22 protein-coding genes and 1 tRNA gene are annotated in these 23,726 nt (G+C 69.9%); 2 read left to right on the top strand and 21 right to left on the bottom strand.

What is annotated here, in order from left to right; translation table 11 throughout:
* Positions 1-8: 8 nt before the first annotated feature.
* From ASF96_RS12445 to ASF96_RS12420, 6 genes are all read right to left on the bottom strand, one after another.
* Positions 9-422, bottom strand: a complete 414-nt coding sequence (locus ASF96_RS12445) for a hypothetical protein (protein ID WP_055836494.1) — start codon at positions 420-422, stop codon at positions 9-11.
* Positions 423-509: 87 nt separating this feature from the next.
* Positions 510-722 carry a hypothetical protein gene (locus tag ASF96_RS12440; RefSeq protein ID WP_055836492.1) on the bottom strand — a complete coding sequence of 71 codons (213 nt, stop codon included), beginning with the start codon at positions 720-722 and terminating at the stop codon, positions 510-512.
* A gap of 125 nt (positions 723-847) precedes the next feature.
* Positions 848-1,537, bottom strand: a complete 690-nt coding sequence (locus ASF96_RS12435; RefSeq protein WP_156458857.1) for a hypothetical protein — start codon at positions 1,535-1,537, stop codon at positions 848-850.
* Positions 1,538-1,638: 101 nt separating this feature from the next.
* Positions 1,639-1,710, bottom strand: a tRNA-Gln gene (locus ASF96_RS12430).
* A 100-nt stretch (positions 1,711-1,810) separates the two neighbouring features.
* Complete coding sequence (gltX, locus tag ASF96_RS12425; protein WP_055939771.1) at positions 1,811-3,325, bottom strand: glutamate--tRNA ligase; 1,515 nt, start codon at positions 3,323-3,325, stop codon at positions 1,811-1,813.
* A gap of 10 nt (positions 3,326-3,335) precedes the next feature.
* The gene (locus ASF96_RS12420; RefSeq protein WP_055836480.1) at positions 3,336-4,298 is read right to left on the bottom strand and encodes a LysR family transcriptional regulator; all 963 of its coding nucleotides are present in this window, start codon (positions 4,296-4,298) and stop codon (positions 3,336-3,338) included.
* An 80-nt stretch (positions 4,299-4,378) separates the two neighbouring features.
* Here ASF96_RS12420 and ASF96_RS12415 point away from each other — a divergent pair, with 80 nt between their 5' ends.
* Entirely contained in the window at positions 4,379-5,467 is a 1,089-nt protein-coding gene (locus ASF96_RS12415) for an aminotransferase class V-fold PLP-dependent enzyme (protein WP_055939769.1), read from the top strand.
* An 85-nt stretch (positions 5,468-5,552) separates the two neighbouring features.
* Here ASF96_RS12415 and ASF96_RS12410 read toward each other — a convergent pair whose 3' ends face one another.
* The 5 genes from ASF96_RS12410 to ASF96_RS12390 all read right to left on the bottom strand — a co-directional run bounded on the left by ASF96_RS12410 (position 5,553) and on the right by ASF96_RS12390 (position 11,673).
* Positions 5,553-6,803 (bottom strand): MFS transporter, encoded by a 1,251-nt coding sequence (locus ASF96_RS12410; protein WP_055939767.1) that lies wholly within the window; start codon positions 6,801-6,803, stop codon positions 5,553-5,555.
* Positions 6,796-7,563, bottom strand: coding sequence for a fumarylacetoacetate hydrolase family protein (locus ASF96_RS12405; protein ID WP_055836472.1), 768 nt, complete (start codon positions 7,561-7,563; stop codon positions 6,796-6,798). Before ASF96_RS12405 ends, ASF96_RS12410 begins: the two co-directional genes overlap by 8 nt.
* A gap of 334 nt (positions 7,564-7,897) precedes the next feature.
* Positions 7,898-9,004 (bottom strand): branched-chain amino acid aminotransferase, encoded by a 1,107-nt coding sequence (locus ASF96_RS12400; protein ID WP_055939765.1) that lies wholly within the window; start codon positions 9,002-9,004, stop codon positions 7,898-7,900.
* Between the two features lie 55 nt (positions 9,005-9,059).
* The gene (locus tag ASF96_RS12395) at positions 9,060-10,109 is read right to left on the bottom strand and encodes a 3-isopropylmalate dehydrogenase (protein WP_055939763.1); all 1,050 of its coding nucleotides are present in this window, start codon (positions 10,107-10,109) and stop codon (positions 9,060-9,062) included.
* Between the two features lie 25 nt (positions 10,110-10,134).
* On the bottom strand, positions 10,135-11,673 hold the full coding sequence (locus ASF96_RS12390) for an MFS transporter (protein WP_055939760.1): 1,539 nt from the start codon (positions 11,671-11,673) through the stop codon (positions 10,135-10,137).
* 79 nt (positions 11,674-11,752) lie between these two features.
* On the opposite strand from ASF96_RS12390, the gene ASF96_RS12385 reads away from it, so the two are divergent.
* A complete protein-coding gene (locus ASF96_RS12385) occupies positions 11,753-12,295 on the top strand; it encodes a TetR/AcrR family transcriptional regulator (RefSeq protein ID WP_055939758.1) in 543 nt (180 codons plus the stop codon).
* Positions 12,296-12,346: 51 nt separating this feature from the next.
* On the opposite strand, the gene ASF96_RS17015 is transcribed toward ASF96_RS12385, so the two are convergent.
* The 10 genes from ASF96_RS17015 to ASF96_RS12340 form a co-directional block, all read right to left on the bottom strand.
* Positions 12,347-12,568 (bottom strand): hypothetical protein, encoded by a 222-nt coding sequence (locus ASF96_RS17015; protein ID WP_156458856.1) that lies wholly within the window; start codon positions 12,566-12,568, stop codon positions 12,347-12,349.
* 720 nt (positions 12,569-13,288) lie between these two features.
* Positions 13,289-14,893 (bottom strand): phosphoglycerate dehydrogenase, encoded by a 1,605-nt coding sequence (serA, locus tag ASF96_RS12380; RefSeq protein ID WP_055939757.1) that lies wholly within the window; start codon positions 14,891-14,893, stop codon positions 13,289-13,291.
* Positions 14,894-15,101: 208 nt separating this feature from the next.
* The gene (locus tag ASF96_RS12375; protein ID WP_055939755.1) at positions 15,102-15,440 is read right to left on the bottom strand and encodes a hypothetical protein; all 339 of its coding nucleotides are present in this window, start codon (positions 15,438-15,440) and stop codon (positions 15,102-15,104) included.
* Positions 15,437-15,997, bottom strand: coding sequence for a hypothetical protein (locus ASF96_RS12370; protein WP_055939753.1), 561 nt, complete (start codon positions 15,995-15,997; stop codon positions 15,437-15,439). Before ASF96_RS12370 ends, ASF96_RS12375 begins: the two co-directional genes overlap by 4 nt.
* Before the next feature lie 158 nt (positions 15,998-16,155).
* Entirely contained in the window at positions 16,156-17,181 is a 1,026-nt protein-coding gene (ilvC, locus tag ASF96_RS12365; RefSeq protein WP_055836447.1) for a ketol-acid reductoisomerase, read from the bottom strand.
* 63 nt (positions 17,182-17,244) lie between these two features.
* The gene (gene ilvN / locus ASF96_RS12360) at positions 17,245-17,754 is read right to left on the bottom strand and encodes an acetolactate synthase small subunit (RefSeq protein ID WP_055836445.1); all 510 of its coding nucleotides are present in this window, start codon (positions 17,752-17,754) and stop codon (positions 17,245-17,247) included.
* Between the two features lies 1 nt (position 17,755).
* Positions 17,756-19,561, bottom strand: coding sequence for an acetolactate synthase large subunit (locus tag ASF96_RS12355; RefSeq protein WP_055939751.1), 1,806 nt, complete (start codon positions 19,559-19,561; stop codon positions 17,756-17,758).
* Between the two features lie 43 nt (positions 19,562-19,604).
* Positions 19,605-21,323: a dihydroxy-acid dehydratase gene (gene ilvD / locus ASF96_RS12350; protein ID WP_055836440.1), complete on the bottom strand. Its 1,719-nt coding sequence runs from the start codon at positions 21,321-21,323 to the stop codon at positions 19,605-19,607.
* A gap of 98 nt (positions 21,324-21,421) precedes the next feature.
* The gene (gene otsB, locus ASF96_RS12345) at positions 21,422-22,237 is read right to left on the bottom strand and encodes a trehalose-phosphatase (RefSeq protein WP_055939749.1); all 816 of its coding nucleotides are present in this window, start codon (positions 22,235-22,237) and stop codon (positions 21,422-21,424) included.
* Positions 22,234-23,691, bottom strand: a complete 1,458-nt coding sequence (locus ASF96_RS12340) for an alpha,alpha-trehalose-phosphate synthase (UDP-forming) (RefSeq protein WP_055939747.1) — start codon at positions 23,689-23,691, stop codon at positions 22,234-22,236. Before ASF96_RS12340 ends, otsB begins: the two co-directional genes overlap by 4 nt.
* Between the last annotated feature and the right edge of the window lie 35 nt (positions 23,692-23,726).

Here is a 23,726-nt window from a genome sequence, read left to right as displayed (position 1 = left end):
CTTCCCCGTCAGGGAGCGACGACCGAGATCGTGAACGCGATCTGCTGGCCGTCGGGGCCGGTGAGCGTCGCGGTCGTGGTGCCCACCTTGCGCGCCTCGAACCCCGGGCGGAAGACGGCGCCCTCCGACGCTCCGCCGGCCGAGAACTCGGCGATCGTGGGATCGGCCGTCGTCCCACTCCACTCGGCTTCGGTGCCGTCGGGCACCGCGAGCACGAGAGCGGTCGCCACGACGACCGTCGCATCGCGGGTGTCGAGTTCTCCGGGCGAGACGACCGTTGGCGGAAGCGCCTGCGAACCGATGGACGCCGCGGGACTCGCGCTCGAGCCCGTCACCGGCGTGTCGCCCGACGCGGAGGGAGTGCATCCCGCGACCAGCAGCGGGAGGGCGACGACAGCGACGACGAGGGACCAACGCTTCACGGGTGACCTGCTTCCGGCTCCGGCCCGTCGACGCGGGCACTGAGGGGATCGTAGCGAAGCCATGCTCACCCCCGAGGAACGCGCCCCCTACTCCTCCGGCGACGTGCTGTCGTCGACGGCGGTCACCGGGATCTCGATGGACGAGATCGACGTCTCACCGAGCCCGAGCAGAGCGGGCGACGCGACGTCGAGTGGAGCGTCGTCGGGCAGGACCTCGGCCCGACTGCGCGGCCGCTGGGGCTCGCCGGGAAGGCCCGCCCACTCGCTCGGTTCTTCGGGACGCTGCACGAAAAGGCCCATGGCACCATTCTCGCTCGTCACGACCGCTCGCGCGTCGCTTCTTGGATGACGCGACCCGACGAGTGCCGATCTCCCCCACGCGAGACCGGATGCCGTTCCTCGCGCCGCACGCGACCCTCGCCCGATCAGCGGGCGAAGACGTACTGCAACGAGAGTCGCCCGTCGGCGTCGACCGCGACGTGGGCCGAGACCGTGATGCTGCCGAGGGGCGCGGGCGGCAGGCTCGCCGTGGTCGCCTGGCCCTCGGCGCGGGCCGCGTCGCCGACTTGTTGCGCGAGGGTGGCGACGTCGGCTTCGGACCATCCCCACTGCGCCGCCCGTTGCTCGAGGTCGGCGCGGATGCTGACCCACGTCGTGCTCGAGGCCGGCTGCACGCTCACCGCCGACAGACGATCGCCGCCCGTCGCAAGCGCGAACCACGTCACGCCCGAGAAATCCAGGGACTCCCCGTCGGCCCGCACCGTCACCGTGAGCGGCACGAGGGCCTCTACCGGGGTGTCCGCGTCGGCGGGGAGCCCCAGGTCGCTGGCCGACGCCGAGGTCGTCAGATCGATCACGACGGCGCGCTGGCGGTTGAAGAAGTCGGTCCCGGCGCGGTCGAATCGGGATTGTCCGTCCGACAGCTCTTGGTCGGCCGACGGCGCGGGATCCTCGACGACCCACCAGGAGTTCGCCATCGCGTACGCGCCGACGCCGACGGCCGCGCAGATGACGACGACCACCGACAGGGTGATCCACGTCGCGAGCTGCTCCCTGCGTCGGCGCCGCTGCTGCGCCGACGGAGGCCGCGGGGGTGGCGGTGTGGTTCGGTTCATGCGGCGTGCCCCTTCGCGAGTGCGGCGTCACGTCGGGGCGGGAAGAAAGCGAAAGCCCCGACTCTTCGCAACATACGCGATGACCGGGGCTTTTCGTCTTGCTGGGGTACCTGGACTCGAACCAAGAACAACGGAACCAGAAACCGCCGTGTTGCCAATTACACCATACCCCAAGGCGGTGAGCCGTAACTCGTGCCGAGGGACAAGCTTACGCGACGTCGGCCCGAGTGCCAAAACGGGGCCGGCCCGCGCGCGTCGCGCGGGCCGCTCCGCTCAGCCCAGGTGCTGCACCAGGGCGCCGAGGCGGCGGAGGGTGTCGGCCTTGCCGAGCAGTTCCATCGACTCGAACAGCGGCGGCGACACCCGGCGGCCCGTGAGGGCGACGCGCGGGGGGCCGTAGGCGACGCGGGGCTTGAGCCCCAGCTCGTCGACCAGAGCGCTGGACAACGCCGCCTGCACGGCCTCGGTGGTGAAGGCGGACTCGGGCACGAGCTCGAGGGCGGCGACCGAGGCGACCAGCACCTCGCCCGCGTTGGCCGGAAGGCCCTTCAGGGCGTCCTCGGCGTACTCCACGTCGGAGACGAACAAGAACCCGAGCATGCCCGGCACCTCACCGAGCAGCTGCACGCGCTCCTGCACGAGGGGAGCTGCCGACGCGATGATCGCGCGGTGCTCCTCGCTCGGCTGCTCAGCGACGAGACCTGCACCCGCGAGGTAGGGGACGATCCGCGACGCGAAGTCATCGGCATCCAGCAGGCGGATGTGGTCGCCGTTGATCGCCTCGGCCTTCTTCTGGTCGAAGCGCGCCGGGTTGGGGTTGACGTCGGCGATGTCGAACGCGGCGATCATCTCGTCGAGCGAGAACACGTCGCGGTCGCTCGCGAGCGACCATCCGAGCAGCGACAGGTAGTTGAGCAGGCCCTCGTGGATGAAGCCCTTCTCGCGCTGCAGGAACAGGTCGGCCTGCGGGTCGCGCTTGGAGAGCTTCTTGTTGCCGGTCTCTCCCAGCACGAGCGGCATGTGTCCGAAGCGCGGAACGTAGTCGGTGACGCCGGCGTCGAGCAGCGCGCGGTAGAGCGCGAGCTGGCGAGCGGTGGAGGGCATGAGGTCCTCGCCGCGGATGACGTGGGTGATGCCCATGAGGGCGTCGTCGACGGGGTTCACGAACGTGTACAGCGGGATGCCGCCGGCGCGGACGACCACGAAGTCGGGGAACGATCCGGCCGGGAACGTCACCTCGCCGCGGATGAGGTCGACGTAGGTGAGGTCCTCGTCGGGCACGCGCACGCGCCACGCGGGCTCGCGCCCCTCGGCGCGGAAGACGGCCTTCTGCTCGTCGGTGAGGTCGCGGTCGTAGTTGTCGTAGCCGAGCTGCTTCGCCCGACCGTTGGCCGCGTTGCGCGCGTCGATCTCGTCGGCGGTGGAGTAGCTCTCGTAGACGGCCCCGGCCGCGATGAGCTTGTCGAGCACCTCACGGTAGATGTCGTGACGCTGGGACTGCCGGTACGGCGCGTGGGGGCCGCCCACCTCGACGCCCTCGTCCCAGTCGATGTTCATCCACCGCAGCGCCTCGAGCAGCTGCTGGTAGCTCTCCTCGCTGTCGCGCGCGGCGTCGGTGTCTTCGATGCGGAAGACGAGTGTGCCGCCGTTGTGCCGGGCGTAGGCCCAGTTGAACAGGACGGTGCGGATGAGACCTACGTGCGGCAGACCCGTCGGAGACGGGCAGAAGCGGACGCGAACGTCGGCGCCGGAGGCGGTCGTGGTGCGGGGATCAGGCGTGGCAGACATCGCCTCGATCCTACCGGCGGGCGGTGCCGGTTCCCGAGAGACGGAGGTGATCGGCGAGCACGTCGGTCATCACCTCGAGAGCCGCCCCCACGGCGGGAACGTGCTCCGCTCCCCGCGCGGTGACCACGTGCAGGGTGCGCGCCTCGGCGGCCGGCAGACGGGGAGCGGCGATTCCGGCGAGCAGGGGCAGCGACACCACGGCCATGCGCGGCAGGATCGCCATGCCGACCCCCTGGGCGACGAGGGCTTCGACCGCGATGAAGTTGTCGGTCTCGAACGCGATGTCCGGCGTGAATCCGGCCCGCCCGCAGGCCTCGAGCAGGTGTCCGCGGCACTGCGGGCAGCCCGCGATCCAGCGCTCCCCCGCGAGCCGCGACAGATCGATCGGGTCGTGTGCGGCGGCGGGGTGCCCGATGGGCACGACCACGACGGTGTCGTCGTCGCCGATCACCCGCGCCGAGAGTCCGGATGCCGCGGACTCCAGGTGTTCGCGCCGATCACCCGGGTAGCTGTAGGTCAGGGCGATGTCGGCGCGGTTCTCGCGCACGGCGGAGATGGCTTCGGGCGGCTCGGCCTCGATGAAGCTGATCGAGACTCCCGGACGCCGGGCGGTGACCGCGGCGATCACGCGCGGCACGACCGTCGACGAGGCAGAGGGGAACGCCGCGATGCGCACGCGCCCCGCGCGGAGGCCCCGCAGCTCGGCGAGGTCGCCGGCGGCCGCGTCGAGCGCGGTGGTGACGGTGGCGGCGTGCCGCGCGAGCACCAGGCCGGCCTCGGTGAGCCGGATGCCGCGCCCGACCCGCTCGACGATCGGCAACCCGGCGCGCCGCTCGAGCCGACGCAACTGCTGGCTCACGGCGGGCTGGCTGTAACCGAGCGCGCGGGCGGCGGCGGTGATCGACCCCGTGTCGGCGATCGCCTTGACGACGCGGAGGGCGTTGGCGTCGAGGACGTCGTCTGTCTCGCTCATCCCCATACATAAGCATTCTTGATGCTTCTCATGCAACACCTGCCCTGGTGCAATAACCCGTTCGGCGGGAACCTGGACCCATGAGCAGCCTCACCTCGCACTTCGCCGGTGGCCGCGACTACCTCGCCGCCTGCACCCTCGGCCTTCCGCCGCGAGCGACGGTCGCCGCCGTCCGCGCCGACCTCGAGTCCGCGGCATCCGGTCGTCCCGACGTCGTCGCGGCGTCGCTGGCCGTCGAGCAGGCCCGATCCTCGTTCGCCCGCTTGGTGTGCGCGCCCGTCGGCGACGTGGCCATCGGCTCGCAGACCTCGGTGCTGGTCTCGCTCATCGCCGCGTCGGTGCCCGACGGTGCCGAGGTGCTCTGCGCCGAGGGCGACTTCTCGTCGCTCGTGGCGCCCTTCGTCCACGCGGGCCGCGGCATCCGCCTGCGCACCGCTCCCCTGCACGAACTCGCCGACGCGGTCTCGCCCGACACGTGGCTCGTGGCGTTCTCGCTGGTGCAGTCGGCGACCGGCGAGGTGGCGGACGCCGCCGGCATCGCCGCCGCCGCGGCACGCGCGGGCGCCCGCACCCTCTGCGACCTCACTCAGGCCGCGGGGTGGCTTCCGATCGACGCGACGATGTTCGACGCGACGGTGTGCCACACCTACAAGTGGCTGTGCTGCCCCCGCGGAGTGGCGTTCCTCACGATCGATCCCGAGTTCGCGCGCGAGATCCGTCCGGTGCAGGCCGGCTGGTACTCGGGCGACGACCCGTGGTCGTCGTGCTACGGCACCGGCGGCACGCTGGCATCCGACGCCCGACGCTTCGACGTGTCACCCGCCTGGCAGGCGTTCGTCGGTGCAGCTCCCGCTCTCGCTCTCTTCGCCGACGCCGACATCACCGCCATCTACGCCCACGCCACCGGGCTCGCGGCGCGCTTCCGCGACGGTCTCGGTCTGGCTCACCCCGCCCGCCCCTCGGCGATCGTGACGTGGCCGGATGCCACGGGCGAAGCCCTCGCCCAGCTCACCGCCCACGGCATCACGGCGTCGGGACGCGCAGGCCGCGCGCGGGTGGCGTTCCACGTGTTCAACGACGAGCTCGACGTCGACCGCGCCCTGCACGCCCTCGGCGTGCGCAATGCCTCCGACCTGTCCCCGTTCGACGGCCTGGTCTACGCGATCTGACCGCGCCCCGGCGCTCCCGCGCGTCGCGCGGGAGTCGCCAGAGATCGTCGCTTCGGGGCTCTCCGAAGCGACGGATTCCGGCGACTCACGCGGGGGTGCGGGTCCGGCGCAGGAGGACGGCGCCGAGGCAGACCGTCGACACCGGGACCAGAGCCCAGAGCGCCAGGCCGTCGTAGCCCACCGCCCCGAGGATCAGGCCGGCGAGCACCGATCCCACCGCCGCGCACGCGGTCATGAGGGTGTCACTGCGGCCCTGTCGACGCGGACGGAGCGCGAGCGGGGTCGCCTCGGTGAGCAGCGCCGCGCCCGACACGGTTGCCGCGCTCCAGCCCAGCCCCAGCAGCACGAGCGCGACCAACACCCCCGCCTGCGAATCCGGCATCGTGGCGGCGACGGCGAGCGAAGCCGCCAGCAGCACCTGCCCGAGCACGATGACGCGGATGCGGCCGAATCGATCGGCGAGGGCGCCGAACACCGGCGACAGCCCGTACATGCCGAACACGTGCGCGGCGATCGTGACACCGACGGCGAGGGTCACGGCATCCGGAGCCACGATGTGCGACAGATGCACCGGCGTCATCGCCATCACCGATGCCATGGTCACGTGCGAGGCGGCGACGGCCAGCATAGCGAAGCGGGCGAGGCCGGGGCGGTCGGCCTGCGGAGCGGGGGCGGAGGCGGATGCCGTCTTCTCGCGGTCGAGACGTTGAGCGAGCAGCAGCGGGTCGGGGCGCAGGACCAGCACGTACAGCGCGAACGCGCAGACCTGGGCGGCGAACGAGAAGAGGTAGGCGCCGGTCAGGCGCGGCATGCCGACGCTCGCCCCGATCAGCTCCCCCGGCGCGAGGAGCAGGGGCCCCACGACCCCGCCGACGGTGGTCGCCCACACCACCGTCGCCAGGTCGCGGCCGCGGCGGGCGGTGCTCGAGAGGTCGGTGGCGGCGAAGCGCGACTGCAGGGTCGCGGCGTTGCCGGCACCGATGAGCGCGATCCCCACGAGCAGCAGCGGGAAGAGCCGAAGACCCGCCGCGGCGATGACGACGACGATTCCGATCAGGGCCGCGACGTTCCCCGTGGTGAGGGCGACCCGCCGACCGCGGCGCCCCGCCAGGCGCGCGAGCGGGATCGCCGTCAACGCCGCACCGAGCGTGACCGCCGCCGTGGCGAAACCTGACAGCGCCTCTTGCCCCGAGAGGTCGGCGGCCAGAAGAGCGCCGAGCGACAGCGTCGCGCCGAACGCCACACCGGTGAGCACCTGTCCCGCCGCCAGCACCCGCACCGTGCGGCGCTGAGCGGCGGCGAGGTCGATGCCCGCCGGCGCGGCGAGGTCAGGCATCGCGCGCGGTGTTGCGCAGCACCCCGATGCCGCTGACCTCGATCTCGATCGTGTCGCCGGCGTCGAAGGGACCGACGCCCGCCGGGGTGCCGGTGAGGATCAGGTCTCCCGGGAGCAGGGTGAACACCGCCGAGGCGTACGCGACGAGTGCGCCGATGCCGTGGATCATGTCGGAGACCGGCCCCTGCTGACGCACCTCGCCGTTGACGCGCGTCGTGATCGCGGCGGCGTCGAGATCGAGGTCGGTCTCGATGACGGGGCCGACAGGGCAGAACGTGTCGAAGCCCTTCGCCCGCGACCACTGCCCGTCGGAACGCTGCAGGTCGCGCGCCGTGACGTCGTTGGCGACGGTGTAACCGAAGATGTACTCGCTCGCGCGCTCGGCGGGGACGTTCTTGGCGATGCGGCCGATGACGACGGCGAGTTCGCCCTCGTAGTCGGTGTGCGAGGTCAGGCTCGTGGGGCGCACGATCACGTCGCCCGTCCCGATGACCGAGGTGTTCGGCTTGAGGAACATCAGGGGCTCAGCGGGGGCTTCGCCGCCCATCTCGGCCGCGTGATCGTGGTAGTTCTTGCCGATGCAGACGACCTTCGAGCGCGGGATGACCGGCGCGAGCAGGGCGACCTCGCCCAGCGGAACGCGCTCCCCCGTCGTCTCGAACCCGGCGAACATCGGGTCGCCGGCGAGCACCACGAGTTCACCGTCATCGACGATGCCGTAGCGGATGGACTCCTGGTAGCTGAATCGAGCGATCTTCACCGCTCCAGCCTATCGGCGGGCTCCGACACGCCCGTCTCGGCCGTCCGGGCGCTGGCCCGACGAGCGGCCCGGCCCCAGGCGCACGGCCCCAGGCGCACGCCCTGTCTCCGGCCCGACACGCACGCCCTGTCGCTGGCCCGCCCTGCACCGGTGCGACGACGGGCCAGGCCCGCGCAGACCGCTCCCCCGCGATGAACGCCGATCCTCGCGACACACGCCGCGGCGCGGAGTGTCTCGGGAGGGAACGCGTTCATCGGGCACGGGCGCGGCCGCCCTCGATGAAAAACGAAGGGACCCCCGGTCGCCCGGGAGTCCCTCCGTCCGTCGCCACGACTCAGGCATCGAGGCGGTAGAGCCAGCCGTGCTTGTCTTCGGCGCGACCGTACTGGATGTCGGTGAGCTCCTGGCGCAGCTCGAGAGCCAGGGTGCCCGTGGGCTGCTCATCGATGAAGTCGCGGCCCTTGAGCAGACCGATCGGGGTGACGACGGCGGCGGTGCCGCAGGCGAACACCTCGACGATGTCTCCGGATGCCACCCCCTGGCGCCATTCGTCGAGCGAGACGTTGCGCCCCACGACGTGGTGACCGCGGTCGCGGGCCAGCTGCAGCAGCGAGTCGCGCGTGATGCCCTCGAGGATCGAGTCGGACTGCGGGGTGACGATCGTGCCGTCTTCGTAGACGAACACCACGTTCATGCCGCCGAGTTCTTCGACGTTGCGGTCTTGGTCGAGGAAGACGACCTGGTCGCACTCGTTCTCGTAGGCCTCGGACTGCGGCAGCAGGCTGGCGGCGTAGTTGCCGCCGGTCTTCGCCGCTCCCGTGCCGCCCTTGCCGGCGCGCGAGTAGTCCTCGCTCAGCCAGATCGAGACCGGTTTCACGCCGCCCTTGAAGTAGGCGCCGGCCGGGCTCGCGATGAGGTAGTAGGCGACCTTGTGCGCGGGACGCACGCCCAGGAACGCCTCTTTCGCGAACATGAACGGGCGCAGGTACAGGCTCTGGTCTTCGCCGGAGGGCACCCAGGCGCCGTCGACGGCGATGAGCTCGCGCAGCGACTGCAGGAAGTACGGCACGGGCAGCTCGGGCAGCGCCAGGCGCCGCGCGGAGCGCTGCAGACGGCGACCGTTCTGGTCGGGACGGAACGTGTGCACCGATCCGTCGGCGTGGCGGTAGGCCTTGATGCCCTCGAAGATCTCTTGGCCGTAGTGCAGGACGGCCGCGGCCGGGTCGAGCGAGATCGGGCCGTACGGCGAGACGCGCGGGCGGTGCCAGCCGCCGCGGACCGACCAGCAGATGTCGACCATGTGGTCGGTGAAGCTCTGCCCGAAGCCGGGAGCGGCCAGGATCGCGTCGCGATCGGCCGCGTTCTTGGCCGCGAGGTTACGGGTGACCGAGAACTCGAGCGGGTCGAGTCCGGTGTCGGGGTCGGTGTCGATGGTCGTCATCAGTGATCCAAAATCTGTCGATTGCGCGGAGGCGATGCGGGCCGATCCGTCCAGGTTACGCCTGGACGCCGGCGGCGATGGCGTCGCCGATCTGGGCGGTGGTGCGGGCGCCGGCGCGGCTCGCGATGTCGCTCTCGACCGCGCGGGTGATGCGGGCGGATTCGTCGGTGAGCCCGAGGTGGTCGAGCAGCAGGGCGACGGAGAGGATCGCGGCCGTGGGATCGGCCTTCTGGGTGCCCGCGATGTCGGGCGCCGATCCGTGGACGGGCTCGAACATCGAGGGGAACGCGCCGTCGGGGTTGATGTTGCCCGATGCGGCGAGGCCGATGCCACCGGTGACGGCGCCGGCCAGGTCGGTCAGGATGTCTCCGAAGAGGTTGTCGGTGACGATCACGTCGAAGCGGCCCGGGTTCGTGACCAGGAAGATGGTTGCCGCGTCGACGTGCAGGTAGTCTACGGCGACCCCCGGGAACTCGGATGCCACCGCGTCGACGATGCGCTTCCACATGCCGCCCGCGTGCACGAGCACGTTGGTCTTGTGCACGAGGGTGAGCGTCTGGCGGCGACGTTCGGCGAGGGCGAAGGCGTAGCGGACGACGCGCTCGATTCCGAAGGCCGTGTTGACCGAGGTCTCGTTCGCGATCTCGTGCGGGGTGCCCTGTCGGATGGAGCCGCCGTTGCCCACGTAGGGCCCCTCGGTGCCCTCGCGCACGACGACGAAATCGATCTCGCCCGGGTCGGCGAGCGGGCCGGAGGCTCCGGGGTACAGCTTCGACGGACGCAGGTTGACGTAGTGGTCGAGCGCGAAACGCAGCTTCAGCAGCAGCCCGCGTTCGATGTTCGCGTTCTTCAGGCGCGGGTCGCCGGGCACTCCCCCGACCGCGCCGAGCAGGATCGCGTCGTGTGCGGCGATGGCGGCGAGGTCGTCGTCGGTGAGCGTGTCGGCGGTCTCGAGGTAGCGACCCGCGCCGAGCGAGAACGGGGTCTTCTCGAACGTGACGTCGGATGCGGCGGTGACGGCGTCGAGGACCTTGACGGCCTCGGCGACCACCTCGGGACCGATGCCATCACCGGGAATGACGGCCAGCTTCACGACACGCGACATCGCTCTCCTCAGAGCTCGGGGCACGTCACTTCTTCGACGTGCTGCGGGATCCTCCCAGGGTAGTGGCAGCGATCACGGCGGCGACGACGATCAGCCCCGCACCGATGAGCGCGGTGATCACGACGCCCGAGTCGAAGGCGTGCGCCGCCGCCAGGCGCAGCGACTCAGCGAGAGAGGGGTCGGAGAGGGTGTTCGACACCGCCACGGCTCCGGCCAGAGTCTCGCGCGCAGCCTGCGCTGCCCCTTCGGGCAGACCCGCCGGCAGCACGAGCTGCGCTCGATAGAAGGCGGCGAGGATGCCACCGAGTACCGCCGTGCCGAGCACGGCACCCACCTCGTACGCGGTCTCGGAGACCGCACTGGCCGCGCCCGCCTTGGCGGACGGCGCGCTGGAGAGGATGAGCTCGTTCGACACCGTCTCGGCGGCGCCGATGCCGATGCCCAGCAGCGCGAAGGCGATGATCAGCAGGGCGAGGTCGGCCGTGGAGATCGCGACCATCACGTACGCCACCACCGAGAACGACAGCGCGACGGGCACGACGATGCGGGGCGAGAAACGCTTCGCCACGGCCACGACGGCCAGACCCGAGATGATCATCAACACGAGTCCGGGGAGCAGGGCGAAGCCCGCGACCATCGGCGACAGCCCGACCACCAGCTGAAGGTGCTGAGCCACGAAGTAGAGGAAGCCCACCAGGCCGACCACGCTGAGCAGGTTGACCAGGATGGCGCCCGAGAAGGTGCCCTGGCGGAACAGGGTCATGTCGAGCATGGGCGAGGGGAGGCGACGCTGTCGACGGACGAAGAGCCAGCCGAAAACGACGCCGACGACGAAGAGCACGGGTGCGAGCGAGATCGGTCCCTCGACGGCCAGCTTCTTGATGCCGTAGACGATCGGCACCATGGTGGCGAGGGAGAGCAGCACGCTGAGGGGGTCGAAACGACCCGGGGCGGGGTCGCGGCTCTCGGGGACGAAGAAGGGGGCGAGGATCAGCAGCGGCACCAGCACGGGTACGGCCATGAGGAACACCGAGCCCCACGAGAAGTGCTCGAGCAGGAAGCCGCCGACGATGGGGCCCAGAGCGGCACCGGCCGAGAAGCCGGAGGCCCAGACGGCGATGGCGATGCGGCGCTGATCGCGGTCGCGGAAGATGGTGCGCAGCAGCGACAACGTCGACGGCATGAGCATGGCACCGAAGACGCCCATGAGGGCGCGACCGGTGATCAGCAGGGCCGCGGTGGGCGCGAACGCCGACAGAGCGGACACAGCGGCGAAGCCGATGGCCCCGATGAGGAGCATGCGGCGGCGACCGAAGCGATCGCCGAGGGTGCCCATGGTGACGAGCAGCCCGGCCAGCACGAGCGGGTAGACGTCGATGATCCACAGCTGCTCGATGCTCGACGGCTGCAGCGCCAGCGAGATCTCGGGCAGCGCGAAACTCAGCACCGTGTTGTCGACGGAGACGAGCAGCACGGGCAGCATGAGCACCGCCAGCGCGAACCATCCCCGCCACCCCGCGCGGGTCACGGTGATCTCATGGGTGGGCAACGACGAGGTGAGCATTTCCGGATTCCGTTTCTTAACCGTCCAGCCGGTATAGTAACAGAGTGTCAGCCCCATCCGCCAGTACGATCGAGGAGCCATGAGCCGCCCCCCACTCGCCCGCGACGCCGTCCTCGATGCGTTCACCCGCATCCTGGTCGATGACGGTGAACGCGCGGCGACCATGGATGCGACGGCCCGCGCCGCGGGGGTGTCGAAAGGCGGCCTGCTCTACCACTTCAACTCCAAGAGCGCCCTCGAGGCCGCCCTGGTCGAGCGCCTCGAGCACCTCGCCCGCGAAGACGTCGCCGAGATCGAGAACTCCACCGAGGGCGTCGTGTCCGCGCACCTGCGCTCCTCGCAGAACACCGGCTCGGCACTGGACGTCACGATCCTCGCGGTGTCGAGACTGGCGCAGAACGGCAACGACACGGCATCCGCCTCTCTCCGCCGCGTGCGCGAACTCTGGGAAGAGAGTCTGCGCGCGCACACGCGCGACGAGACCGCCCTGCAGATGGTGCTGCTGGTCAGCGACGGCCTGTACTTCAACGCCGTACTCGACCTCAACGCCGTTCCCGGCCCCGCGCTCGAGGGCGCCGACCTCGACAAGCTGATCGAGGCCGTCGTCTCGGCGACCACCTAAGACGTCTCTAGGGCGGATACGCGTCCTCATCGCACGCCGTCCGGATGCCGCTCATGGCTTCGGCGATGACTTTCGAGTCTTCACCAGTGCTATGACGCCACCTGAGACAAGCAGGACACCACCGGCTGCTCCAAGATAACCGACGACTGCGTCGGCCCGAATGGTGAGAACCCCGACAGCGATGAACGCGACCCCGATCGCGATGAGCATCGCGTTGAGCATGATCAAGCTCCTCATTCTCATCCCCTCCTGAAACGAGACGTCGAATTCCACAAATCTTTGCAGGGACCAATCAGCGCGGCTCCGCCGTTGGAGGCCGCGCCGAGAATGGCGAGCCAGTTGCGCCCCAGTATGCCTCCAGCGGCGGCGAAGCCGCTCCCCGCGAGCCGCAATTGACATTGACCAAGGAGAGCTCGTTCTCTCGCAGACAGGTCCGGACCAACAGTCGTGTAAACCGGGCGACCCGTCGAGGGGTTGATGTAACACCCTACTGATGAAGAGCAGTACTGCTGAGGGGGAGGAGCTCCCCACTGCGCATGGGCCGACGCCGTGGGAGCAAGCGTGCTCATCAGAATTGCTCCCACGACGGCCACAGATCTGAGACCCCGCGACCGTCTTACGCGTTGCGAGATGGACGGTTCCGGGGCGATGCCGGTGCCGAGGGTGTGGGAACTGAGACTTTTCATGCCGGAACGTTCTCACCACATCGCTTGTCCGCCGTTCGGGGGACAGTCTGAGAAGCCCGAAATCACTGGGCAGAGAGGAGGGCTATCGGAACCTGAGGCAAAAAAATCACCTCTCTCTTCGCCCGCAGCCCCGAGGCGTTCATCCCGACGACGCGGCTTCCTTCTTCGAGTGAGGTACATCCCAAGACCGCGTGACATGACCGCCCGGCGCCCCGTCCTGCACCCTCTGAGCACGGATGCCGTGGGGGCCGGACACACGACGAAGGGGGCCGCAACCGCGACCCCCTCCCCCGATGCCGTGCGGGTCTCAGCCCTCGACGATCTCGATCTGGCGGAACAGGTCGGCGTTCACGGCCTCGCGCATGGCGCTGAGGATGTCGTCAGGAACGGGCGAGTCGACGGTGAGCACCGAGAGGGCGCGGCCGGTCGCATCGGGCCGCGCCACCTGGAGCCCGGCGATGTTGATGCCCGCCTCGCCCAGCTTCTGGCCGTAGATGGCGACGATGCCGGGGCGGTCGGCGTACCGCATGACGAGGTGGTGCTGCTCGATCGGCACCTCGATGTCGTAGCCGTTGATGGAGACGACCTTGGGCACCATGCGCGTGCCGGCGAGAGTACCCGCCACGGTCAGCGTCGAGCCGTCGGACAGCGTTCCCCGCAGGATGGTGATGTTGCGGTACAGCGGGCTCTCGGCCTCGACGACCAGTCGAGCCTCGACACCGCGCTGCTCGGCGAAGAGCGGGGCGTTGACGTACGAGACGGTCTCGCTGACGATCTGGCTGAAGATCCCCTTGAGGGCGGCGAGGCGGTACACGCTCACGTCGTACTGCGCCAGCTCGCCGCGTACCTCGATGTCGAGGCTGGTCAGGGCGCTGTCGGCCAGGCCGCTGAAGAACTGACCGAGCATCTCGACGAGCGCGATACCGGGGCGCACGAACGGATCGATCGCTCCACCGGCGACGTTCACGGCATCCGGCACCAGGTCGCCCTCGAGGGCGAGCTTCACCGAGCGGGCGACCGAGACTCCGGCCTTCTCTTGCGCCTCGTCGGTGCTCGCACCGAGGTGCGGGGTGACGACGACGTTCGGCAGGTCGAGCAGGCGACGCGCCGGCCCGTCTTCTGCGGGGGGTTCGGTTGAGAACACGTCGAGTCCGGCACCGGCGATCTCGCCCGTGGTGAGGGCCTCGTACAGCGCGTTCTCGTCGATGAGGCCACCGCGGGCGACGTTGATGACGAAGGCCGACGTCTTCATGCGGCGGAGCTGCTCGGCGCCGATCATGCCGGTCGTCTCGGGCGTCTTCGGCATGTGGATGGTGACGAAGTCGCTCTGCTCGAGCAGTTCGTCGAGCGAGACCAGCTGCACACCCAGCTGCTGGGCGCGGGTGGCGGTGACGTAGGGGTCGTAGGCGATGACCCGCATGTCGAAGCCCTGCAGGCGGGCGGCGATCAGGGCGCCGATGCGACCCAGACCGATGATGCCGATGGTCTTCTCGAACAGCTCGGTGCCGGTGAACGAGCTGCGCTTCCACAGGCCCTGCGCGAGCGAGGCGTGCGCCGCCGGAATGTGGCGCGCGAGGCTCAGGACGTGGCCGACGGTGAGTTCGGCGGCCGAGATGATGTTCGACGTCGGCGCGTTGACCACCATGACGCCGGCCGCGGTGGCCGACTTGATGTCGACGTTGTCGAGACCGACACCGGCGCGGGCGACGACCTTCAGCGAGGGCGCCGCGGCCAGGGCCTCGGCGTCGATCTTGGTGGCCGAGCGCACGAGCACCGCGTGCGCATCGGCGAGAGCCGAGAGCAGCGCGGGGCGGTCGGTCCCATCGACGTTGCGCACGTCGAAGTCGGGGCCGAGCGCGTCGATCGTGGCGGGAGAGAGTTCTTCGGCGATGAGCACGACGGGCTTCGTCACGGATGCGTCCTTCGAAACGGTGCGTGGGGACCGGCGCGCACCCCTGTGCCTGTCCGGCGCGAACCGGAAGCGCGAAGCGTGCGGGCCGTCTGCCAGCCTAGCGCGGAGCCGAGGACGCCCCCGACCGTGTGACGGAGAGTTCCGGATGCCGGGAACCGGGCGCCAACAGCGGACGCCGCGAATCGCGCGGTGACGTCAGCGGCTCAGCTCACCCGCCGTAGAGCCCGTACGAGGTCGTCCCGTACCCGACGATGGCCAGCCAGAACGCGGCCGACAGCGTCAGACCCGCGAGGAGGACGATGGCGAACTCCCCCGCCTTGCGCCGCTGGCCGATCGCGAACGCGGCGCCGAACGCGAGCAGGGGGAACACGATGGGGAGGATGTAGACGACCCACCCGAGTCCGTTCAGGCCGAGCGGGCCGGTGGCCTGGAGGATCAGCAGCGCGACCGCGCTCCACACGACGTAGGCGTAGAAGAGGCCGAAGAGACCGGCGATGGTCACGACGAGGCCGGTGGGCAGGTGACGCGTGCGGGCGGGCGCGCTCATGCGAGGGATCCCATCGACAGGAAGGGCCAGGGAACGAGCAGGACGATGCCCAGGATCAGCAGCAGGAACCGCTGCCAGGTGCGCCACCCGCGCGTCAGCACGAGCACGGCGACGAACCACACGATCGGGGCGAGAGTGGCACCGATCGTCATCGCGACGACGGTGACCTCGGGGATCGGGATCCCGAGTCCCTGCAGCTGCCGACCGGCGAGCAACCAGCCGACGGCGAAGAGCAGGAAGGTCGCGGCCACCATGCCGATGCCGACGAGACCCGCGTTGCCGAGGGGCGCCGCGCTCCGCGCGGCCGCGGTGTCGTCGGGAGCCGGTTCGACCGGCGCGTCCGCGGCGGTCTCGTGCACGGGGGCGTCAGCGGCGGGCGCGTCCGCCTCGGGACGGTGGACCGGCTCGGGCACGAGGGGTTCGGGCCGCGGCTCGGGGACGAGCGGGTCGGGCCCGGTACCGCTCGGATGCTCGGCGGCGCGCTTGTCTCCGACGTCGAGCGTCGGATCGTCGTCACCGCCCCACGAGAGGGCGTCGTCATCGCGCGGAGTACTCACGCGTCCACGGTAGCGTCGCTCCCCCGCCCGCCGCTCGCGCCCCGCCGGACGGGAACTCGAGCGACGGCCGGGCACGCGGCATCCGATGACCGTCGCCCCCTCGGGAAACATCGAACGCCCCGGAACCGCAAGGTTCCGGGGCGTTCGAGTGGACGGACTCAGCGCGCGGCCGAGCCCTCGACGTAGTCGCTGTCCTGCTGCTTCCACGCGAACAGACCGCGCAGCTCCTTGCCGGTGGCCTCGATCGGGTGACCCTGCTCCTTCTCGCGGAGCTCGAGGAACTCGGGGGCGCCGTTGTCCTGGTCGGCGATGAAGCGCTCGGCGAACGCGCCCGACTGGATGTCGGCGAGCACACCCTGCATGCTCTTCTTCACGTCGGACGAGATGACGCGGGGGCCCGAGACGTAGTCGCCGTACTCGGCGGTGTCGGAGATCGACCAGCGCTGCTTGGCGATGCCGCCCTCCCACATGAGGTCGACGATGAGCTTGAGCTCGTGCAGCACCTCGAAGTACGCGATCTGCGGCTGGTAGCCGGCCTCGACGAGGGTCTCGAAGCCCGCCTGCACGAGGTGGCTCATGCCACCGCAGAGCACGGCCTGCTCGCCGAACAGGTCGGTCTCGGTCTCTTCGGTGAAGGTGGTCTTGATGACGCCGGCACGCGTGCCGCCGATGGCCTTCGCGTACGAGAGGGCGGTGTCCCAGGCCGAGCCCGAGGCGTCGCTCTCGACGGCGATGATGTCGGGGATGCCGCGACCCGCGACGTACTCGCGACGCACGGTGTGGCCGGGGGCCTTGGGGGCGACGAGGATGACGTCGACGCCCTCGGGGGCGTCGATGTAGCCGAAGCGGATGTTGAAGCCGTGCGCGAAGGCGAGGGTCTTGCCCGCGGTCAGCTTGTCCTTGATGGAGTCCGCGAAGATCGAGCGCTGGTGCTGGTCGGGCGCCAGGATCATGATGAGGTCGGCCCACTCGGCCGCGTCGGCGACGTTCTTGACCTCGAAGCCGTCTTCCTGCGCCTTGGCGGCCGACTTGGAGCCGTCCTTGAGGGCGATGGTGACCTCGACGCCCGAGTCGCGGAGGTTCTGCGCGTGCGCGTGGCCCTGCGAGCCGTAGCCGACGATGGCGACCTTCTTGCCCTGGATGATCGCGAGGTCGGCGTCGTCGTCGTAGAAGATCTCTGCCATGAGGATGTTTCTCCTTGAATCGTGGCCCGCTCCGGGGCCGCTGGTGAATGGGAGTGAAAAAGCTCAGCCGCGCAGGACGCGCTCGGTGATGCTCTTGCCGCCGCGACCGACCGCGAGCAGACCCGACTGCGCGAGCTCCTTCACGCCGAAGGGCTCGATGGCCTTCAGGAACGCTTCGACCTTGCCCTTGTCGCCGGTGATCTCGATCACGATGGCGTCGGACGCGTAGTCGACGACCGAGGCGCGGAACAGGTTCACGACCTCGAGCACGTTGGCGCGCGTCGAGTTGTCGGCGCGCACCTTCACGAGCACGTGCTCGCGCTGCACGGATGCCGCGGGGTCGAGCTCGACGATCTTGATGACGTTGATCAGCTTGTTCAGCTGCTTCGTCACCTGCTCGAGCGGCAGCCCCTCGACGTCGACGACGACGGTGATGCGGGACAGTCCCGGCACCTCGGTCACGCCCACGGCGAGGGATTCGATGTTGAAGCCTCGACGGGCGAAGAGCCCGGCGACGCGGGTCAGCAGACCCGGTTTGTCCTCCACCAGGAGGCTCAGCACGTGCCTCGACATGTCAGTCCTCCTGCTCGCTGAACGTGGGCGAGTGGTCGCGGGCGTACTGGACGTAGCTGTTGCTGACGCCCTGCGGCACCATCGGCCACACCATGGCATCGGCACTCACGACGAAGTCGATCACCACGGGGCGGTCGTTCGTGTCGAGCGCGAGCTGGATGGCGGCGTCGATCTCGTCTTCGCTCTCGACCCGGATGCCGAGGCAGCCGTACGCCTCGGCCAGCTTCACGAAGTCGGGGATGCGTCGCGTGCCGTGCCCGGTGTTGAGGTCGGTGTTGGAGTGGCGTCCGTCGAAGAACAGCGTCTGCCACTGGCGCACCATGCCGAGCGAGGAGTTGTTGATGATCGCGACCTTGATCGGGATGTCGTTGATGACGCAGGTCGCGAGCTCCTGGTTGGTCATCTGGAAGCATCCGTCGCCGTCGATCGCCCACACCGCGCGCTCGGGCTGGGCCACCTTGGCGCCCATGGCCGCGGGAACGGCGTAGCCCATCGTGCCGGCACCGCCGGAGTTGAGCCACGCGTTGGGACGCTCGTACTTGATGAACTGCGCGGCCCACATCTGGTGCTGTCCGACGCCCGAGGCGTACACGCCCTCGGGTCCGGTCATCTCACCGATGCGCTGGATCACTTGCTGCGGCGACAGCAGACCGTCGGTCGTCTTGGCGTATCCGAGCGGGAACTCCTCGCGGAGTCCGTTCAGGTACGTCCACCACTCGGTGTAGTCGTGCGGCTGCTCGGCGTCTGCGGCGCGGAAGGCGGCCTCGAGGTCGATGAGAACCTCGCGCAGGTCGCCCACGATCGGCACGTCGGCGAAGCGGATCTTCGAGATCTCGGCGGGGTCGATGTCGACGTGCACCACCTGGGCGTGGGGGGCGAACAGCGCCGCCTTGCCCGTGACGCGGTCGTCGAAGCGCGCGCCGAGCGAGACGATGAGGTCGCTCTCTTGCAGCGCGAGCACGGCGGGCACCGTGCCGTGCATGCCCGGCATGCCGAGGTGCTGGTCGTGCGAGTCGGGGAACGCGCCGCGCGCCATGAGCGTCGTCACCACGGGGGCGCCGGTCGCTTCGGCGAGTACCTTGAGCTCGGCCGAGGCGTTCGAACGGATCGCGCCGCCGCCCACGTACAGCACGGGCTTCTTGGCGGTGGCCAGCAGCTGCGCCGCGGCCTGGATCTGCTTGCCGTGCGCCTTGGTCACCGGGCGGTAGCCGGGCAGGTCGATCTTGGGCGGCCAGACGAAGGGCGCCTCGGCCTGCTGCGCGTCCTTCGTGATGTCCACGAGCACGGGGCCGGGACGACCGGTCGAGGCGATCTCGAAGGCCGCGGCGATGGCAGCGGGGATCTCGTCGGCGGCCTTGACCAGGAAGGAGTGCTTCGTGATCGGCATGGTGATGCCGACGATGTCGGCCTCTTGGAAGGCGTCGGTGCCCATGAGGGTCGAGAACACCTGACCGGTGATGCACACCAGCGGGACCGAGTCCATGTAGGCGTCGGCGATGGCGGTGACGAGGTTGGTCGCACCGGGGCCCGACGTGGCGATCGCCACGCCGACGCGCCCCGATGCGGCCGCGTACCCCTCGGCCGCGTGGCCGGCGCCCTGCTCGTGGCGCACGAGGATGTGGCGGACGTTCTCGTCGTCCATGAGGGGGTCGTAGACGGGCATGATCGCCCCGCCCGGAAGACCGAACACGTCGGTCACCCCGAGAAGATCGAGCGATCGGACGACCGCCTGCGCACCCGTGAGCACGGGTGCCGGTGCGGTGCGTGCGGGCGGCCGGGGAATGGCCGTGGTGGAATCGACGGACATGGTGGTACCTCGAGAACCAGAGAAGGTGAGAAGGGGACGGCCGTCAGCCCGTGACCGCGCCCTCCGCGGCGGAGTGCACGAGCTTGGAGTACTTGGCCAGAACGCCACGGGTATAGCGCGGGGGGAGCGGTTCCCAGCCCTCACGGCGGGAACTCAGCTCGGCCTCATCGACGATCAAGTCGAGGGTGCGAGCGGCGATATCGACCCGTATCAGATCACCATCGCGCACGAAGGCGATAGGACCTGCGTCCACCGCTTCGGGAGCTATGTGGCCGATGCAGAGTCCGGTTGTGCCGCCTGAGAATCGACCGTCCGTCAAGAGTAGTACATCTTTTCCGAGACCCGCGCCCTTGATGGCGGCGGTGATGGCGAGCATCTCGCGCATACCGGGGCCGCCCTTGGGGCCCTCGTAACGGATGACGACGACGTCGCCGGCGGCGATCTGACCCGCCTCGAGGGCGTCCATGGCGGCGCGCTCGCGTTCGAACACGCGCGCGGGGCCCTCGAAGACGTTGCCGTCGAAGCCGGCCGACTTCACGACCGCACCCTGGGGCGCCATCGACCCGTGCAGGATCGTGATGCCGCCGGTGGCGTGGATCGGGTTGTCGAACGAGTGGATGACCTTGCCGTCGACGGGGTCGGGGTCGAGGTCGGCGAGGTTCTCGGCGAGCGTCTTGCCCGTGACGGTGAGCGCGTCGCCGTGCAGGAGGCCCTCGTCGAGCATGGCCTTCATGATGACCGGGATGCCGCCGTGGCGGTCGACGTCGTTCATGACGTACTGGCCGAACGGCTTCATGTCGGCGACGTGCGGCGTCTTGTCGCCGATGCGGTTGAAGTCGTGCAGGTCGAGGTCGACCTCGGCCTCGTTGGCGATCGCGAGCAGGTGCAGGACGACGTTGGTGGAGCCGCCGAGCGCCATGGCGAGGGCGATGGCGTTCTCGAACGCCTCTTTGGTGAGGATGTCGCGCGTGGTGATGCCCTGGCGCAGCAGGTTGACCACGGCCTCGCCCGAACGGTGGGCGAAGTAGTCGCGGCGACGGTCGGCCGACGGCGGTGCGGCGGAGCCGGGGAGGCTGAGGCCCAGGGCCTCGGCGACGGAGGCCATGGTGTTGGCGGTGTACATGCCGCCGCACGCGCCCTCGCCCGGGGCGATCGCGCACTCGATGCGCTTGAGGTCGGCTTCGCTCATCTTGCCCGCGAGGCACGCACCGACGGCCTCGAAGGAGTCGATGATCGTGACGTCCTTCTCGGTGCCGTCGCTGAGCTTGACCCAGCCGGGGGCGATGGAGCCGGCGTACAGGAAGACGCTCGAGAGGTCGAGACGGGCGGATGCCATGAGCATTCCCGGGATCGACTTGTCGCAACCGGCGAGAAGGACCGACCCGTCGAGGCGCTCGGCCATCATGACGGTCTCGACGCTGTCGGCGATGACCTCGCGCGAGACGAGCGAGAAGTGCATGCCCTCGTGGCCCATCGAGATGCCGTCGGAGACGGAGATGGTGCCGAACTGCAGCGGGTATCCGCCGCCGGAGTGCACCCCCTCTTTCGCACCCTGAGCGAGGCGGTCGAGGCTGAGGTTGCAGGGCGTGATCTCGTTCCAGCTCGACGCGATGCCGATCTGGGGCTTGTCCCAGTCCTCGTCACCCATGCCGACCGCGCGGAGCATTCCGCGCGACGTGGTGGCTTCGATGCCGTCGGTGACGACGCGACTGCGGGGCTTGATGTCGAACTCGCCGTTGTTCGGATTCTGCGGTGCGGGCATTGCTGAAGTCTATTGCGCGTGCCGACCCTGCCACGCCCGTCGACGCGCGATCCTTCGATTACCGGTCACGGTCGGATGTGCGCCGACGGGATGCGCTCTCAGCCGGTATGCGCGGCGCGCAGCCGCGCCACCGTCTCGAGCACCTCGACGAACCCGTCGATGTCGGAGACCGTCAAGGCAGCGACGGTTTCTCCCCCGCCCACGCGCACCCCCAGGTCGCCCGGCTCGAGCGAGGCGAGGGCGTCTTCGTCGGTGACGTCGTCTCCGGCGAACAGCACGCCGGTGGCGCCGAGGCGTTCGCGCAGGTGCCGCACCGCGGAGTCCTTGCCCTCGTGACGGAAGGAGTACTCGAGGATGTCGTGGCCCGTGCGCCGACGCCAGGTCGGCGCCTGCGCCTGCACCAGTCGATCGGCCGCGGCGCGCGCGGCCTCGGCTCCCCCGGCGTCCGCCGTGCGGGTGTGCACGCCGAGGCCGTACTGCTTCGGTTCGATGCGCACGCCGGGGATCTCGGCGACGGCGCGCGAGATCTCGGCCGTGAGAAGGTCGCGCAGCGCGGTCTCGTCAGTGATGTCGGCCGGGGTCCCGTCGGCGGTGTCGGCCGCCGCGTCGGACGAGACCGTCGCCTGCTCCCCCGGCATCCGGAATTCCGCGCCGTGCGAACCCGCCAACCAGATCGGCGAGTCGTCGCCGTGCTCCGCGATGACGCGCAGATCGGCGAGGGTCCGGCCCGAGACGAGGGCCACTGTCGTGCGGGGAAGCGCGGCGAGCTCGTCGACCACCGCGCGCGCCCCCGCGGTCATGCGGGCCGTGAGCGGTTCGTCGACGAGAGGCGACAGTGTGCCGTCGAAGTCGAGGGCGACGAGCAGGGTCTCGGTGGTGGCGACGGCCTCGATGGCCGCGTCGGGCGCGGTCATCGGGCGTCCTCGCCCTCGGTGCCCGCCTCGACCTCGACCGCGGCGGTCGCGCTGGTCTTGTCGTGGAAGGCCGAGAGTGCTTCGAGGAAGCCGCGCGACCAGGCCTCGACGTCGTGCTCGCGCACGCGCCTGCGCAGAGTGCGCATGCGTCGTCCCTGCTCGGCCGCGGGCATGTCGATCGCGCGGATCACGGCATCCTTGAGCCCGTCGATGTCGTGCGGGTTGATCCTCAGCGCACTGCCCATCTCGTCGGCGGCACCCGCGAACTCGCTCAGCACGAGGACTCCGCGGTTGTCGATGCGGCTGGCGACGTACTCCTTGGCCACGAGGTTCATCCCGTCGCGCAGCGCCGTGACGAGCATGACGTCGGCGGCGAGGAACAGCGCCACCATCTCTTCGCGCGGGTAGGACTGGTGCAGGTAGCGGATGGCGGTGTGCGTGGTGGTGTCGTAGTCGCCGTTGATGCGCCCGACGGTCATCTCGATCTCGTCGCGCAACTGCATGTAGGCGTCGACGCGCTCCCGGCTGGGACTCGCGACCTGCACGAGGGTGGCGTCTTCGACCGTGGCGCGACCGTCTTCGAGCACCTCGCCCCACGCCTTGAGGCGGTGACGGATGCCCTTGGTGTAATCGAGGCGGTCGACGCCGAGCAGGATCTTGCGCGGGTTGCCGAGACCCTCGCGGATCTCGCGGGCGCGCTGCTGGATGTCGGGGCGCTGCGCGAGCTCGATGTACGACTCGGCGTCGATCGAGATGGGGAACGCCTTCGCGAGCGCGACGCGCGTGCCGCCCTCGCCGTCGGGCACCAGGATGCCGCTGGCCTTGGTCTCGTAGCGCAGCTGACGCCGCACGGCACGGGCGAAGTTACCGGCGTCGGCCACGCGCTGGAAGCCGATGACGTCGGCGCCGAGGAGCCCCTCGAGCACCTGCTTGCGCCACGGCAGCTGCGAGTACAGGCCGTACGCGGGGAAGGGGATGTGGTGGAAGTACCCGATCGTGACGTCGGGGCGCAGCTCGCGCACCATCTTGGGTACGAGCTGCAGCTGGTAGTCCTGCACCCACAGGGTGCCGTTCTCGGCGGTGACGTCGGCAGCGGCCCGGGCGAAGCGCTGGTTCACCCGGACGTAGGCCTCCCACCAGGCGCGCTTGTACGTGGGCGGCGAGATCACGTCGTGGTAGAGCGGCCAGATCGTGTCGTTGGAGAAGCCCTCGTAGTACAGCTGCACGTCGGCGGCCGACAGGGTGACCGGCACCAGCAGCGTGCCGTCGAACTCGAAGGGCTCGACCTCGACGTCGGCTTGACCCGCCCAGCCGACCCAGGCGCCCTCGGCGCTGCGCATGACGGGCTCGAGGGCGGTGACCAGCCCTCCCGGGGATCGCCGCCATCCCTCGCCGTCGGGGGTGCGATCGACGGGCAGACGATTGGCGACGACGACGAACTCGGCCTGGGTCACAGGTCCTCCTCGGGGATTGCTCTCAGGCTAACAGC

The organism is Microbacterium sp. Leaf179, assembly GCF_001423785.1.
Lineage (GTDB): Bacteria > Actinomycetota > Actinomycetes > Actinomycetales > Microbacteriaceae > Microbacterium.
The sequence above is the reverse complement of the archived record's forward strand: the minus strand, read 5'-3'. Positions and strand labels throughout refer to the sequence as shown.